9 protein-coding genes are annotated in these 15822 nt (G+C 70.6%); 5 read left to right on the top strand and 4 right to left on the bottom strand.

From position 1 onward, the window contains the following. Window positions 1-2: 2 nt before the first annotated feature. Window positions 3-980, top strand: coding sequence for a hypothetical protein (locus JRI60_RS30045; protein ID WP_204219315.1), 978 nt, complete (start codon window positions 3-5; stop codon window positions 978-980). Window positions 981-1015: 35 nt separating this feature from the next. On the opposite strand, the gene JRI60_RS30040 is transcribed toward JRI60_RS30045, so the two are convergent. Both JRI60_RS30040 and JRI60_RS30035 read right to left on the bottom strand, forming a co-directional pair. Then, window positions 1016-1744 (bottom strand): immunity 52 family protein, encoded by a 729-nt coding sequence (locus JRI60_RS30040; RefSeq protein ID WP_204219314.1) that lies wholly within the window; start codon window positions 1742-1744, stop codon window positions 1016-1018. 9 nt (window positions 1745-1753) lie between these two features. After that, a complete protein-coding gene (locus tag JRI60_RS30035; protein WP_204219313.1) occupies window positions 1754-3292 on the bottom strand; it encodes a Tox-REase-5 domain-containing protein in 1539 nt (512 codons plus the stop codon). Between the two features lie 521 nt (window positions 3293-3813). On the opposite strand from JRI60_RS30035, the gene JRI60_RS30030 reads away from it, so the two are divergent. The 4 genes from JRI60_RS30030 (at window position 3814) to JRI60_RS30015 (ending at window position 11405) form a co-directional block, all read left to right on the top strand. Further along, window positions 3814-5661, top strand: coding sequence for an ATP-binding protein (locus JRI60_RS30030; RefSeq protein ID WP_204219312.1), 1848 nt, complete (start codon window positions 3814-3816; stop codon window positions 5659-5661). A 72-nt stretch (window positions 5662-5733) separates the two neighbouring features. Continuing rightward, a complete protein-coding gene (locus JRI60_RS30025) occupies window positions 5734-6693 on the top strand; it encodes a FecR domain-containing protein (RefSeq protein WP_204219311.1) in 960 nt (319 codons plus the stop codon). 4 nt (window positions 6694-6697) lie between these two features. Next, window positions 6698-8638 carry a hypothetical protein gene (locus JRI60_RS30020; RefSeq protein WP_204219310.1) on the top strand — a complete coding sequence of 647 codons (1941 nt, stop codon included), beginning with the start codon at window positions 6698-6700 and terminating at the stop codon, window positions 8636-8638. After that, window positions 8625-11405, top strand: a complete 2781-nt coding sequence (locus tag JRI60_RS30015; RefSeq protein WP_204219309.1) for a hypothetical protein — start codon at window positions 8625-8627, stop codon at window positions 11403-11405. The genes JRI60_RS30020 and JRI60_RS30015 overlap by 14 nt, the downstream gene beginning before the upstream one ends. 6 nt (window positions 11406-11411) lie before the next feature. Here JRI60_RS30015 and JRI60_RS30010 read toward each other — a convergent pair whose 3' ends face one another. Both JRI60_RS30010 and JRI60_RS30005 read right to left on the bottom strand, forming a co-directional pair. After that, a complete protein-coding gene (locus JRI60_RS30010; RefSeq protein ID WP_204219308.1) occupies window positions 11412-12638 on the bottom strand; it encodes a sensor histidine kinase in 1227 nt (408 codons plus the stop codon). Between the two features lie 218 nt (window positions 12639-12856). Continuing rightward, complete coding sequence (locus JRI60_RS30005; protein ID WP_204219307.1) at window positions 12857-15793, bottom strand: hypothetical protein; 2937 nt, start codon at window positions 15791-15793, stop codon at window positions 12857-12859. Window positions 15794-15822 lie beyond the last annotated feature (29 nt).

Raw genomic sequence — 15822 nt, 5'->3', positions numbered from 1 at the left:
CCATGTCGACCCTCCAGAAGCTCTCGAAGGTGGCCGCGCGCTCGAGCGCGGCCCTGCTGTGCACGCTGGCCGTGGTGGGGTGTGGCTCGACGAGGCACACGCACACGGTGGAGGAGACAGCGGTGCCCGACTCGTTCGCGGCGCAGGGGCGGCCAGCGCCCGCGGCCCGGACGGAGCCCGCGCCGCTGGTGGAGCCCAAGGCGTATGCGACGCGCTTCACGATTCCGGCGCAGTGCGAGGCGGCGGCGCGCAGGCTGCTGCCCACCTCGCGCGACGATGCCTGGACGGCGCTGAAGTCCTGCGTGGAGGGCACCCACTTCACGCTGCTGGGCGCGGTGCTGGGCAACGCGTGGGCCGAGGAGCTGCGGACCCGGCCGGATGCAGCGCAGCTGCTGGCCCAGGTGGTGGCGCAGCGTGGAGGCAGCGTGGAGGGAGACCTGCGGCTGCTGCACGCGCGCAAGGTGCCCATCTTCGGGCTGACGGCCGCCGTGGCGCAGCCCGAGGTGTACAAGGGCCGCTACCTGCTGCTGCGCGCCCAGGTGGCGGACGTGCGCAGCGAGGGGGACAAGCCCACGGTGTGGCTCGTCGAGCAGGGGCTGACGTCGGTGGCCAGTGAGCAGCCGGTGGGGTACTCGACGCGCAAGGACACGGCGTCGATCCGCTCCGGCACGGTGGGTGGCGACGCGGGGATGCTGGGTCGCGCCAACCTGGGCGGGCAGCTCTCCACCAGCGAGCGGGAGCAGAGCTCGACCACGGTGCAGCGCTTCGACAACCTGGCCGACGAGACCGGCCGTGAGGCCCTCGGCCGCCTGGCGCAGCCGGATCCCTTCTTCGCGCCGGGCAAGGACTTCGTGGTGCTCGCGCGCTTCGACGGGATGCGCATCACCTCGAGCGGCGACGACGACGACGAGGCGGCCCCCAAGCTGCCGGTGCTCACCATCGTCGGCTACTACGCCCCGCACCCGCTCGTCGTGTACTGAGGGGCGGCGGAACGGAAACGGGCCCCCGACCCCGGTCAATGGGCGGGGGCCGGTTCGTACTCCTTCAGCAATCCCGCTCGGTCGAGCACCGCGCGTACTTCACTGGCCAGGGCGACGTGTGCCGGGTCGTCCACGGTGAAGCGCTCCGGAGTGAGGATGACGAGTGTGCCCTTGTCCTCCACCGGCTCGACACGTACGGGCTCTGGCAGGGCCGGCACCTCTCCTCGGCGGCGTGAGAAATACATCAGCCAGCCCGTACGGGGAGGGCCCACGGGTTCGTTTCGCAGTCTCTGGTAGGCGTCCGAGAAGACTCCACCATCATCCGGTTCCCAGGCCAGAATCAAGGCACGCATCACCTGGGTCAGAACGGGCACGGTGAGTACACGCTCCTCTTCCGGTCCCGCCCAGGGCAGGTAGAGGAAACAGACGTTGCTGTAGAACTTCGAGCAGGCGCCGCACGTGAGGCTCACCGCGCCGCCGCGTCCGTCCTCCTCGTGCCCTGTCCATGCCGAGAAGGAAATCTCTCCCGGGCCGTTCTGGTACGCCTTCTTCTTGAAGAAGCGCAGAAACGTTTCGTAGTTGGGCTCGAATCGGAGCTGGAGTGCCTTCTTGAGTGAGTTCGCCTGCTCGAACCAGTCGGCATAGATGGGGTCACAGGACGAAAGAAGGCGGAAGAAGGACTCCGCGCGACGGGCGCACTCCTCGGCGGATTCCCTGCGGCACGCCCAGTAGACTCCCGCGTCGTAGGAATCTTGCGAGTACATGACGCATTGCTATGGCGGGGTGTAGACCACGTCAATGCCCTTGACCCTGTTTGCCACGAACAGTTTTCTGAGGATGTCCACCATCCTGGGCTCGGCCACATGCCAGCGGATGGGTACACCGTTGGCCACTCTCGACTGCCTCTGAGCTTGCCTGACGAGCCGCTTCGCCCCTTGAAAATACCGTTTGGGGTTGAGTTTCATGTCGAAGTGCTTGTCGTAGCCCAGGCCCTTGGTCTCCAGCAGCACGCCTTCCGCGAAGCCGTCGAAGTCCGCCTGCTCGCCACCGAACAGGACGCGGTACACCCAACCCGCGGGCGCCTTCGTCACCTTGTTCTGGAACTTGCGTGAGCGGTCCGACATGCGCTCGTGCTTGGTCACCCACCGGCCCGGCCCTCCCACGGGCGGCGTCCAGGTGCCACCGCCCGCCACGGCCACGCCCACGCTGGCCATGTGCAGCACGTACGTGGCGCTGAGCGCCTGGCCCGCCACGGCGATGACCCGGCCGGGCACCGCCACCAGCCGCAGCGCCAGCACGCCTTCTCCCGTCAGCGAGAAGACGGGTACGGCGAGCCGTCCCATCCGGCTCCCCCACGTGGCGGCCTGCACCGCGCCTTCCCCAGCGGTGCCCACCATCAGCACCACGCCGGTGACCACCCGCGACACGCCCCGCACCTGCTCTCCGGAGGGCTTGTGCCGGAAGGACTCCCAGTACTCGGGGGCGTTGCGCACCAGCTCGCGCACCGCGCCCGGCAATCGGACGAGGCCCTCCATGGTCTCGATGGGGTGGATGGTGAGGCGGTAGAGGCCTTCCACCGTGTCCGCCAGCGCCAGGGCCGCCCCTTCCAACGCGGGCAGCAGCACGCCGTCATCCGGCTCGTAGGTACCGAGCGGTAGTGCCCCCCGTGGCACCTCCAGCGCGGCATCCACCGGCCACAAGCGTCTGCTCTCGAGGGCGTAGAAGGGGCCCACCTCATAGCGGCCGGCGCGCAGCGTGCCGTCCTGGGCCACCTCCAACTCGCCCACCTTCTGTTTGGCCTCACCCGTGACGGCCAGCACCAGGTAGCCGTCCGGCCGCAGCACCAGCAACCGGTGGAAGCGGTCCATGCGCGCGTGCAACTCCTCGCGCGACACGGACCGCTCGCCCGTGGCCACCTCCAGCAGCAGCCAGGCCGCCATGCGCCGCTGGGCGAAGTTACCCAGGGTCACCGGCGTGGAGAGCAGATACGGCAGCAACCGCAGGGCCTGCTCGGGTGAGAGGGTGCGCCCGTCCTCGGGCAGTGCGTCGGTGGGCACGCCCACGTGAGCGAGGAAGCCCTGGAAGTAGTCCACGCTCATGGGCACGGTGTAGGGGCGCCCATTGCCCACGCCGTCGGGCCAGCCCGTCCAGCCCTTGCCCCAGTCGCCCAACAACGGCTCGTCTCCGTTGTCCGCCGCGTGGCGCCCCTGTGCTCGAGGCGGAGTCTCGGGGGCATCCGCGACTTCCTCGAGGGTGCTCTCCTCCGTGTCGACGTCTCCGTCCTCGTCGTCGATGCCCGACGCGTCCGGCACAGAGGAGTGGGGGCCCCTCGTCGTGGCTGCCTGGGCCTTCGAGTGTGTGAAGGGCGTAGGTGTCAGTGCGCGGTGGCTCAGTCCTGGCAGGAGCGAGCGCCGGGATGCATGTGGCGCGACGGTGGCGCAGCCGGCCACCATCAACAACGTCATCCACGCCAGAGCACGGAGGTTGAACCTCCACCACGGACAGTAGCGAGCAGCGGATCGCGACCGCAGGGGACACCTCCGACGGCAACCACCGAGTGGCCTTTCCTCGAAGGGTGCTCGCCCCGGGTGGTTCATGTCCACCCGTCGTGCCGTGACGTCAGCACACAAGCGGGACGGAATCGCCGGCCCATGGCCGGATGAAAGTCCAGCCCCAGACGTCCTGAAGTGGAAAGCGCCCGGCCGATTCTTCCCGGTTTCGAACGTCGGACGGCGAGACCCGTTCACGGCGTGACGCCGGGTCGCTCTCGGGTCGGATTCGAATCGCTCCCTGTGCTGCAATCCTCCGCGTCTGCTGGACAGGGGAACGGCCCGTGCCCGTGCGCTTCGCTTCTCGATTGATGCTCGTGCTCGCCCTGGTGGGCGTGGTCCCCGTGTTGCTGCTCGGGGGGCTCTCCTTTCGCGCCAACCGCGATGAATTGCACCACCTGGTGGGCGGTCTCCAGACCCAGGCCGCCACGGATCTGGCGCGCTCCTGCCAGAAGCTCGTCCTCCTGGGCGTCGACAACCTCCGCCTCGCCGCCGAGTACCTCCCGCTGGAACGGCTCGGGTCCCAGGACGCCTCCTCCGTCCTGAGCATCCCCCTGCGCCAGCTCGGCATGCTCAACCTGCTCGTGCTGGTGGACGCGCAGGGCCGCGCCATCGCCCCCGCCGTCTTCAGCTCCGAGGAGGGCAATGGCCGCCAGCGCGTCACCGAGGGCTCGCTGGCCCTCTTCTCGCGTCAGGCGCCCGTGCAGGCCGCCCTGTCCACCGGCGCGGCCATCGGCCCTCCGTACCGCACCCCCGAGGCCACGGAGGGTCGCGTGGCGCTCGCGGTGCGCGCGGGCGAGGGCGCCACCCGCCTCCTGTTGGCGGAGCTGTCACTCGCCGAGCTGAGCAGCCGCGTGGAGGAGCTGGCCCGGGAAGGGGGGCGGGCCTTCATCGTGGACCACCAGGGTCTGCCCGTCGCCTCCACCTCCAAGCACCCCGGGCTCAGCGAGGAGGAGCGCGGGCTGGTGGCCGAGGGGCTCTCCCGCGGTGCCTCCGTGGTGCGCACCGTGCGCGGCGTGGATGGTGTCGAATACCTCGCCGCCTTCGCTCCCGTGCCGGACCTCGGCTGGGGCGCGGTGGTGGGACGCAAGGCCAGCGAGGCCTTCGCTCCCGCCGAGCACGTCCGGCGCTCCACCGTCTTCTGGGCCCTCATGGCGTTGGCCGTCACCGGCGTGCTCGGGCTCGTGCTCTCCCGGGGCGTGAGCCAGCCCGTCGCCCGGCTCTCCGAGGGCGTCGCCGCGCTCGCCGCCGGCCGGTATGATCAGCGCGTCCCCGAGGAGGGCCGCGACGAGCTCGGCCTGCTCGCCCGCTCCTTCAACCACATGGCCGGCGAGCTGCAACGGCGCGAGGCCGAGCTGCGGCGCTGGAGCGAGGAGCTTCAGCAGCGCGTGGACGAGCGCACCCGGGAGCTGCGCGAGGCGCAGGATCAGATCACCCGCACCCGGCGGCTCGCGGCGCTCGGCTCGCTCAGCGCCGGCATCGCCCACGAGCTCAACAACCCGCTCACCGGCATCCTCGGCCTGCTGTCCCTGTCGTGCGAGGAGGTTCCCGCCCAGTCCAACGTGGGACAGAGCCTGAGGATGGCGCTCGAGCAGGCCCGCCGCATGGCGAACATCATCCGGGAGCTGCGCCAGATGGCGGAGCAGGAGCGCGCGGGGGCGGGCCGTCCGTTGGATCCGGTCCAGCCACTGCGCGCCGCGCTCCACGAGGTGCGCGAGGATCTCCAGTCGCGCGGTGTCTCGCTCAATTGCGACATCTCCGCGGGAGTGCCGCGGGTGCTGGGGCATGCGGATCAGCTCCAGAAGGTGGTGACGAACCTGCTGCGCAATGCCCTCACCGCCATGCCGGCGGGAGGCGCCCTGTCCGTGGGGCTCGCGGCGGTGGAGGGGGATGCGGTATGCCTGTCGGTGAAGGACACCGGCAAGGGCATCCCCGAGTCGTTGCGCGAGCGCATCTTCGATCCTTTCTTCACCACCAAGGACGAGCCCGGGCGCGTGGGGTTGGGGCTGTCGGTGGCCCACCGCATCATCGAGGCCCATCACGGCCGCATCCGGCTGGAGAGCGCCGAGGGCAAGGGCACCACCGTCACCGTCATCCTTCCCGCGGCCAGCGGGGAGGCGCACCTCGCGTGAGTCACTCGGGCGAGGGAAGGGAGCACCTCATGTGGAGGGCGCGGGATGAGAGAGCAGGGAGGGAGGCGGGTCGTGAGCTCATCACGTGATGCGCTTGGCCGGGCCCTGGTATTGGGGCTGAGTCTGGTGGCGTTCCTGGCCGCGGGGGCGTGGTTCGTCTTCGAGCGCTTCGGCACGGCCCCCTCTCGGCCCGTGCCGGCCGTCGCCGTGGCGCCGCCCCTGGATTCGCGGCCCGCTCCGGTCGTGGTGCCGGACGTGCGCGCCACGGTCGTTGGAGTGGAGGGCGTGGTGGAGAGGACGCAGGGCGAGGGATGGGTGGAGCTGCGCGTGGGAGACGCGCTCGAGCCCGATGACTCCGTGCGCACCGGCCCCGGTGCCCGGGCGGACTTGCGGATGGGAGACGAGGCCTCGCGGCTGACCCTCCAGGAACAGTCCGAGGTGCGCATGGGCGTGATGTCGCGCACCAGCCATGCACTCCGGCTGGAGCGAGGCCTCATCGACGTGGACTACCGGGGCCAGGGGGACCGGGTGCTGCACGTGCAGGTGGAGAGCGGCACGGTGGCCGAGGCCCGGGAGGCGCGCTTCACCCTGCTGCGCAGAGGCACCGTGGTGGCGGTGAGCACCCGGGGAGGCATGGTGAACCTGTCGTCCGCGGGAGCCACCGTCCAGGTGGGTGCCGGGCATCGGTCGGTGGTGCTCGATGGCGGGAAACCGCTCGCCGCGGAGCCCATCCCGCTGGACGTGTTGCTCGAGGTCGCGGCGAAGGCCTCGGCCGGTAAGTCCCTGTGCCTGTCCCTCAAGGGGAAGGTGCGCGTGGGAACGGAGGTGCTGGTGGAGGGCGAGCCCGCGGAAGTCTCCGTCGACGGCTCCTTCCAGGCGAACGTTCCGCGCCGCGAGGGCCGCTCCCAGGTGAGGGTCCTGGCGAAGGAGCCCGGCGGAGCGACTCGCGAGATGTTGCTCGCCTGTCGGCCACCGGCGCGTGCCGGACCTCCACGGGAGGATTCGGTGAAGTTCCATTGGAGAAAGCCCTGACGTCATGTGCTCGCGCCCGGTGTCGCTCCTGCTGCTGCTCGTGGGGTTGGGGGCTGGCCTGTGGCCGGTCCGCGCGGCCGGAGCCGACGCCGTCCGGAGATCCTCGGGGGGGGCCATCCGCATCCTGTGCACCCCGGGACATCTGCTGCTCGGCACGGATCTCGAGGCGGAGGTGCGCATCGAGGTGGATCCGGCCGCCACAGGCCTGGAGCTGATCGCCAGCACTGGCGAGGTGGGGGCGGTGAAGCGGGTGGGGCCGGGCGTCTTCCGCGCCACCTACGTGCCCCCCCGGCAGAGTCTTCCCGAGGTGGTCGTCCTCGCGGCGACGGCCCGGGGACCCGGAGGGGAGCTGGAGGGGTGGTCGCTGTTTCCACTCTGGGGCCAGGGCCAGGCCGAGGTGCGCACGCGGGCCGGTGCGCCGGTGACGCTCCAGGTGGGGGATCGGACGTTCGGGCCGGTCCTGGCGGACGCATCGGGGCTGGCGCGCATCCCCGTGGCCGTGCCGCCCGGGGTGGGCGAGGCCTTCTTCGGACGCAGGCGCATCGACCTCGGGTTGCCGCCCCAGCCCTACCTCCATGCCGTCGCGAATCGCCGCGAGGTGCTGGCCGACCGCGAGGAGACGGTGGTCATCCGCCTCCATGACGTGAGGCCAGCGGGTGGCCCGGCGCGTCCGGGGGCATTCTCCTTCTCCGTCTCGCGCGGCACGGTGAGCGCGCCGGTCGAGCAGGAGCCGGGCGTGTCCATCGTGCGGTGGACCGTGCCGCCGGGGCGGATGGGAGAGCTGGAGTTGAAGGGCTCGGTTCCCAGGGAGCCGAGGTGGTCGGTGGACGTGCACGTGTCGGCGGTGCCCGGTCCGGCCCAGCGCTTCGAGATGAGGGTGGATCGGGAGGAGATCGTGGCCTCGGAGGAGGTCCGGATGGCGGTGGAGGTCTCCGCCCGTGATGCCGCCGGCAACCCGGCGCGTGTCGGGCTGCGGCTCGAGCCCGAGGTGGGGGACGGGGTGGTGCTCACCGAGCGCCAGCCGGGAGAGTACGCGGGAGCGCTCGGCGTCGCGCCCGGGTTCGGCGCGCGGGAGCGGCTGGAGTTGCGGCTGTTCGCGGAGGGCGGCTCCACGCCCGTGCTGAGCCGGAGCGTATCCCTGCGGGCCGCCGCGCCCGCGCGGGTGACGGTGGAGCCACGGCGGACGTTCCTCGTCGCGGATGGCGAGTCGGAGGCGACCTGGCACATCTCCGTGGTGGATCGCTTCGGCAATCCGGTGCGCGAGCCGCGGCCCGAGACCTCTCTCTCCCGCGGACAGGAGGGCACGCTGGTGTCGCGGGGGCCGGGGACGTACGAGCTGCGGTACGTGCCGCCCACGGTGCACGTGGACGGCCTGGCCGAGCTGGAGGTGCGGGTGGGCGGGGTGCTCGGCCGAGGAACGCTCCCGTTGCTGCGCCGCCGCCCCATGCTGTTGGTGGCGCCGCATGCGGGCGTGGTGACGAACTTCGCGGACGTGCTCGCGCCCTCCGCGGGGCTTCGGTTGGAGGTGTGGCCGGTGCGCCAGTGGCCGGTGCTGGGGCTGATGCTCGACACCGGCTACCTGCGGTTCTCTCGCACGGGGGGGGAGCGGGTGCCCGGTTTCCTGGGGCTCAACGAGCTGCTGGACGTCACCGCCGCGGTGGGCCTGCGCACCCTGGGGATGGACGGGCTCCAGGGCTGGGTGGCGGGGGGCCCGGCGCTGGTCCGGGTGCGCAGCCGTGCGTCGACGGGAGGTGGACCCGTGCTGGAGGAGGACACCTGGGTGCTCGGGGCGCAGGCGATGGTGGGGGCCGGCATCCCGCTCGGACCGGGACAGCCCTTCCTCGAGGCGCGTTTCTGCTGGTTCGACGATCCGTCCCTGCGTGTGCTGCGCGGCGCGCTGCGGGGCGGCTCCTTGCACCTGGGGTATCGCCTTGCGCTCTTCTGACCGTGGCTTCCCCCGGTTCCTCGTGCTCCTCGCCCTCTGGGCGCTCGGGGCCGCGTGTGCGAGCGATCCGGGTTCCGAGTACGACCCGCGTCCGCTGCGCATGGTCCCGAGCTGGGGGCTGAACACCTCCTCCGTACCCGTGGTCATCGAGGGCGAGAACTTCCTGTCGCTCGTCACCCAGCACATCGGCGGCTCGGAGCTGGTGTCGGAGGATGCCCGCTTCGACGCCTTCCTCGACGAGGTGGCCCTCGAGGACGTCGCCCTGGAGGATGAGCACACGCTGCGGGCCCGGGTGCCCGAGGGACTCGCGCCCGGCTGGCATGCGCTGTCGGTGAGGGGGCCCCTGGGTCGGCGGGTGGAGCTGCCGCGCGCGTACCTGTCCTCGGATCGGCCGCTGGCGGTGCTCGGAGCGCGGGCCGTGGTGGAGTCGGACCACGTGTGGGTGGGAGGGCGGACGCGGCTGGTGGTGACGGTGGAGAACACGGGGGGCTCGGCCGCGCTCGCCGTCACCCCGGTGCTGAGCCTGGTGGGCGAGGGGAGGGTGGAGCTCGGCTCGCGGCCCGAGCCCGCCGACATCGGTCCGGGCACGAGCGCGTTCTTCGTCTGGGAGCTCGGTGCCATCTCGTCCGGGGAGCTGCGCTTCACGGTGGAGGTCCGGGGCAGCGAGGAGACGACGGGAATGGAGCTGCCGGTGCTCACCGTGGAGGAGGGGCCACTCCAGATACGAAACCGTCCGGAGCTCACCGCGGTGCTCACGTCTTCGGCGCCGGTGGTCAACGTGGGGCAGCGGTTCGAGCTCCAGCTGGAGGTGAAGAACTCGGGCGACACCGCGGTGCTCGATGTGACGGCCGTGGAGATGGTGTCCGGGTGCGATGGGACGGTGTCGCTCGTGGAAGGGCCGCATCCGACGCTCGTGACCATTCCCGGGAGGCAGAGCCGGTTCTTCAGCGCCACCCTCGCCGGAACGGGCGAGGGCACGTGTGTCTTCCGGGCGTGGGCCCGTGGCCGGGAGGAGACGGAAGGAACCCAGCTGGAGGCCCCGGTCGTCGCCACCACGGTGAAGGTGCAGCGGCCCTCCGCGTTGTCCGTGACGTTCTCGACTCCCATTCGCGCCAGACCGGGCAGCATCTTCTCGGTGGACCTGACCGTGAGGAACACCGGGAGCACCCGGGCCCTGGGCGTACAGCTCACCAGTCCGAGGGTGAGCCGGGGCATCGTGGTGCCCACCAGCGAGCCGGCGCTCACGCCGGTGGATCTCGACGGTGGGGCCAGCACCACGTTCACCTGGAACTATCGCGCCATCGGATTGGGAAGGGTGTTCTTCTCCGCCAGCGCGAGCGGGACGGATGGGCTCTCGGGCTCACCCGTGACTTCCGGCGAGGTCTCCTCGCGAGAGGTCCTCCTCTTCGAGGTGGAGCTCGTGCGTGCCGATCCCCTCCAGGATGGCTCGTCCTTCGCCCAGGTCTTCCCCTACCAGGGCCGGCTCGTGCTCGGCCCCAACCGTGATGGAACCCGGGCGGTGAGCGTCGATCCGGACACGACGGAGGACGGCGTGCTCACCTTCTCCTTCTCGAAGGACGTCCGCGGCAACGCCAGCGACAACACGGCCGCGGCGCCCTATTCCTCCATCGGCGCGGTCGGTTGCACGTCCAACACCGCCTCGTGCGGTCCGGACAACGAGGATGGCCGGGGCTTCTTCTTCGCCGGCCGGGTGGGGACGCAGGAGTGGCTGGGGATCGGCGGAGCTCGGAGCAAGGGAGACCTTGACTACATCTACCTCACGCAGGACACCGGCGGTCCGCTGGGAATGCGCTTCCTGGATCTCTCGGCCCTCCTCGGAGGGCAGACGCGAGGCTTCTCCTCGGCCCTCTTCTTCCACGACCGGCTCTACCTGGGCTTCCCGGACACCGGTGGCAACCGGCCCTATCTGCTCGCCATCAAGAGCCTTCCAACGTCCGCGCCCGGGCTCGATGCCATCGCGGGTATTCATGTGGAGAACCTGATGGCCGAGCGCATGCCCGGCATCGGCCAGAGCGGCTCGCCGTCGAACAAGGCCAACATGCAGATGATCGACACCCTGGCCGCCTTCAATGATCGGCTCTACGTGGTGAACAACGGAGGCTGCATCCGCTCGACGACGCCGACCCCCCGGCCCTACGACTCGGCGCCCGCGGACTGGAGCGCGTGCACACCCGCGATCGCGGCCTGGAGCTCGCGCACCAGCAGGACGACGACGAAGACCGCGAACCTCGAGCCCTCGGACAAGGCCGTTCCCCAGCTCGCCGTGTTCCAGGGACGGCTCTACCTGGCGCGCAACACCACGGTGGGGCCCCAGCTCTTCGCGTGCGATCCGGCGAGCACGGGCTCCTCGACGGATTGCGATCCAGGGGACTGGTCGCTCGTGGCCCCCAACTCCAAGGGGGACTCGCTGCTCACCCAGTTCGACAACCCGGCGAACACCGCCCTCTCGCTCCTGGTGGCCACCTCGCGCTCGCTCTTCGTGGGCTTCGACAACGGCACGCAAGGCGCGGTGGTGTTGCGCACGTCCAGTTCACGGCCGGCCCACCGCTCCGACTTCATGGGGACGGAGGGGTGCTCCGCGGCGCAACACCCCATCGGGTGCGCGGGCCTGGGGAGCTCCGGAGTGGGCGTGGGCGCCACGCGCATCTTCGATGGCGTGGCGTTCGGCCCCGCCAGTGACGAGGCCGCCTTCTTCACGGCGGGAACCAGCACCGGGCCGGTGGGGCTCTTCCGGCTGCAGGAGTGAGCCGGCTCAGGACGCCGCGGCGCTGCTCTCCCGCTCCGCGGACAGCGTGGCGCGGGCGGCCCTCACGTGCGGAGGCAGGCCGAGGCGGAACGTGGTGCCCTTGCCCGGGCGGCTCTCCACGGTGATGGAGCCGTCGACGGACTCGACGATGGACTTGCAGATGAAGAGGCCCAGCCCCGTGCCCTCGCCCGAGCGCTTGGTGGTGAAGAAGGGCTCGAAGAGGTGCGCCATGTGCTCGGGGGCGATGCCCGTGCCGGTGTCCGTCACCTCGGCGCACGCCTCGCCGTTGGGGCCCGTCCACAGCCGGACGCGGATCTCATGATCGCCCCCGTCCTCGGGAATGGCCTGGGCGGCGTTGACCACCAGGTTGAGGAACACCTGCGCCAGGCGGGCCTCGTTGGCCTTCACCAGGGGCACGTCCTGGTAGTCGCGCACCACGCGGGCCCGGTAGCGGATGTGCACCAGGGCCATCTTCAGCGCCGCCTCGAGCACCTCACGCAAATCCACCAGCACGCTCTCGTCGTCCTCGCGCCGGGCGAAGGCCTTCACGTCGCGGGCGATGTGGCGCACGCGCTCGGCGCCCTCGCGGATGTCGCGCAGGGTGGACTCCACCGCCGCCAGGCGCTCGGCCAGGGACGTCAGCTCCGTGCCCGTCCCCTGACGGCCCTGGCGCTTCAGCCCCTCGCGCAGGGAGGGCAGCTCCTCGTCGAGCCAGTCCAGGTTGGAGAGGATGTAGGCCAGGGGGGTGTTCACCTCGTGCACCACGCCGGCGGCCAGCAGCCCCAGCGAGGCGAGCCTGTCCGCCTGCACCAGCATGGCCTGCATGCGCTCGTGCTCCTGCCGCAGCCGCCACTGATCCAGGGCCAGCTTGAGGCGGTGCTCCAGCCCATCCACCTCGAAGGGCTTGAGCAGGTAGTCGAAGGCACCCAGACGCAGGGCCTCGATGGCGCTGTCCACGTTGCCGTAGGCGGTGACGATGAGGGCGTTGCACCCGGGCTGCACGGAGCGCAGCCACTTGAGGAAGTCCAGGCCGTTTTCGCCCGGCAGGTTCTTGTCGATCAGCGCGCACGCGAAGGAGTGCTTCGCGGCGAGCTGGCGGGCCGTGGCGGCGTCCGGCGCCAGCACGGGGACGGCACCCACTCGCTGGACGATGAACGCCAGGATGGTGCGCAGGGACGGCTCGTCATCCACCACCAGGACGGACTCTGGAGCGGGGCTGGCACTCGTTCTCATCCGCGATGACCTCTGCGTGAGTGGCCCTCTATAGGTGCTCTTCCTTCAGGTGAGGCACGAATGCGCCTCGCCGTTGAGTACCTTCTCAAAGGGTGGGGCAAGCTGCGGTCGCCGTGCCGGGGATGCAAGGGAGCAGGCTCAATCCCACCTTCACCGCAGGCCCCGGAATGCCGGAAGACGTTGGCTGGTGGACGTGGGAGTGCCCCGGAAGGTGGGGCCTACAGCGAGAAGCCCACCAGGTGGAGGTCCCCGAGCCCGTCATCGAAGCGCCGGGCGTATTGGTAGAAGAGGGAGAGGCCCACGGACTGTCCGAAAGTGGTGTGTAGGAAGACGGCGCCACCGGCGGCGCGGTGGTTGGCCCGCAGGTCCGTGCGAGCCCAGCTGCCGAAGGCCTCCAGCTCCACCTGGCTGAGGAAGAAGGAGGGCCCCAGCCAGAAGAAGGTGGACCAGCCGTAGTCGAGTATCAGCCGGTAGCGGTAGCGCGCGTTGGCGATGACGACGCTGCGCGCGCTGAGGGCGAAGTCCTCGTAGCCGCGCAGGTACTCGGAGAAGGAGGTGCCCGGCTGGAAGCGCAGCGGCACGTCGCGCGAGTCCTCCGGGCCCTGGCGCAGTTGGAGGAGGGGGTTGCCGAGCTGGATGCCGCCCACCTGGAGCAGTCCCTCGGGGGCGCTGGGGAGGTAGCGGCCGATGGCGGTGAGCTGGAGGTTGTCGCGCTTGAGCAGGGGGAGCCCCGGGACGAAGAGGTCCACCGTGGCGCGCACGTCGCCGAAGGGGGCACTCGCCTCGTCGAAGGTGACGGGGTACAGGCCGCCAGCCAGCGAGAGGCCCAGGCCCCGCTGCGTGCCACCATAGGAGGTGCTCTCTCCGGCGAAGTACGAGACGGAGGCCTCCGGTCCGAGGAGCGAGGAGCGCACCCCGGGCCGCCTGGAGGTGGCGTACCAGTCCCGGCGCAGCGCCAGCACGCCGAAGGACACGGGGGTGGTCCAGAACTCGCGAGACATGAAGAGGGAGGCCTGCAGATCCCTCCGGCCCGCCACCACGGTGCGCGCCACGTTGAGCTGCACGTACCAGGGAGCGGGCAGGGCGTTGCCGTAGCTGAAGGAGACGCTGGGGTCGCGCAGCTTCGAGTCGATCTGCACCAGCAGGGCGTACTGGTGGAAGCCCAGCCGATCCTGTCCCGCCAGGGCCACGCCGCCGTAGCCGACGATCTCCGTGTCGTCGGCGTCGTTCGTCTCCGGCAGCGCGTAGGCGAATGGGGCATGCAGCTCCGGGTAGAAGAAGTGCTCCATCGGCGAGTACGGCTCGTCGGAGAGGATGTTCAGCTCGTGCCCGAGGAAGGGGGCCAGCGCGGGCGGGAGGGCCTCGGGGGGAGCGGGAGTGGGGGAGGGATCCTGGGCGAGGGCCTCGGAGGCGGCGACCGGGGTGATGGGGGCGCGATCCAATGAGAAGTCGAAGGCGTCGCGGTTGAGGAAGACGACGTCCGAGCCTCCGAGGGGGGCCACGTCCATGACCAGGTGAGGGGCGTCGGTGATGCGGGTGGGCTCGCCGCCGGTGACGTCGAGGACATGGGCCTGCCAGCGACCCTCGTGTTCGCGCACGAAGACGACGCGCTGGGCGTCCAGCCAGCGGGGGGCATAGTTGAAGTGCGTGTCATCCGTGAGGGCGCGGACGGTGCCATCGGGCTCGAGCAGCGCGAGGTTCCACCCGTTGTCCGTCATGCGGGGGAAGACGATGCGCCCGTCCGGGGAGACGGAGGCGGGGCCGAGTGACTGGCGCCCCTCGAAGCGCGTGAGCGGCGTGCGCGCGTTGGTGGCGAGATCCAGGCGGTAGAGGTTGGCGGTGTCCTGGGAGACATGGACATAGACGTAGGCCTTGCCATCCGGGGTGACGCCGCCGCCCATGCCCTCGATGTCCTCCCAGGTCTTCACCACCTCGCCGGTGCGGGCATCCACCTGCCACACGCGCGCGAGGTAGCTGCCCACGCGGTCGAGGTCCGAGGCGAGGAGGAAGAGGGAGCCGCCGTCGGCGGTGAAGGACAGGCCGCTCATGACGGTGGGGCTGGTGGCGATCCACCGGCGGCCGGGGAGGAACTGGGCGAGGTGGCGGCTGAAGCGCACGGAGCCATCGCGCTCGCGCAGGACGAGGCGCACGGCCTGCTCGCGGCCCACCTCGAGGGTGGCGATGGCGCCGTCGGCCGGCGAGGCCGCGAGCCGGGTGAAGTAGCCCACCTCGGGGGCGAGCACCTGTTGGGTGGAGGGGCGCTCGCGGCGCTTCTGGTGCTGGGCGAGCTCCTGGGAGAACTCGTCGAAGAGCGCGCCGATGGTGCGGCCGTAGACCCCCTTGAAGCGCAGCGTCACGGCCAGGGGGGAGAAGACGGACTCACCCTGGGACTCCACCAGCTGCCACAGCTTGTCCTCGCCGTACTTGTTCGCGAGCCAGGAGATGAACTCGCTGCCGACGAGGTAGTTGCCGCCGAAGGGATCCATCTCCCGGTGCTCGGGGGAGAGGTAGCCGGGGTGGAAGTCGCCGCCACGGGCCTGGGAGGCGGCCTCGAAGAAGCCCTGCCACACGGGGCTGTGCGGACGGCCCCAGGAGCGGCCCAGCCGTCCCTCATAGAAGGTGGCGAGTCCCTCGAGGAACCAGGACTCGGTGAAGGTGTTGGGCTGGAAGAGGCCGCCGGTGAGGGTGTTGACGAGCCACCACAGACCATCCGTCTGTTGCATCTGCACGTAATGGACGGACTCGTGGCAGCCCACCTCGCCGAGCTCGGCGGGGCCGAAGCCCAGCAGGTTGAAGAGCTCCAGCGACATATGCGAGGGGAGCACCATCTGCTGGGGGATGCTGGAGTAGTCCGGCATCACGTACGCGTTGTTGAAGTCGGCGCTCGTCAGGTAGACGAGCGCCCGGTCCCGCTTGCGGGGGCTTTTGGTGAGGGTGCGAAGACGCTCGACGCAGTCCTCGACGCGTGCCGCGATGCGCAAGGCGGTCGGCCGCAGGTCGGCCGGGTAGTAGAGCACGAGGGAGCTCGTGGTGAGCTTGCGCATGTCCTCCCGGACGAAGCTCGTCTGGACGTTCTGGGGGAAGCGGGGTGTGACGAATGCACACCCGGAGAGGGAGAGAATGAACAGGAGGAGGGTGGGTAGGCGACGCGGCATGCGCCCCCATCCTAGGTGCGGTCACAAAT

It is taken from the genome of Archangium violaceum (assembly GCF_016887565.1).
Lineage (GTDB): Bacteria > Myxococcota > Myxococcia > Myxococcales > Myxococcaceae > Archangium > Archangium violaceum_B.
The sequence above is the reverse complement of the archived record's forward strand: the minus strand, read 5'-3'. Positions and strand labels throughout refer to the sequence as shown.

Excerpts from the sequence above, each read along its gene's own strand:
- JRI60_RS30045 (WP_204219315.1), top strand. The coding sequence starts at position 3 with ATGTCGACCCTCCAGAAGCTCTCGAAGGTGGCCGCGCGCTCGAGCGCG.
- JRI60_RS30040 (WP_204219314.1), bottom strand. The coding sequence starts at position 1,744 with ATGTACTCGCAAGATTCCTACGACGCGGGAGTCTACTGGGCGTGCCGC.
- JRI60_RS30020 (WP_204219310.1), top strand. The coding sequence starts at position 6,698 with ATGTGCTCGCGCCCGGTGTCGCTCCTGCTGCTGCTCGTGGGGTTGGGG.
- JRI60_RS30010 (WP_204219308.1), bottom strand. The coding sequence starts at position 12,638 with ATGAGAACGAGTGCCAGCCCCGCTCCAGAGTCCGTCCTGGTGGTGGAT.
- JRI60_RS30005 (WP_204219307.1), bottom strand. The coding sequence starts at position 15,793 with ATGCCGCGTCGCCTACCCACCCTCCTCCTGTTCATTCTCTCCCTCTCC.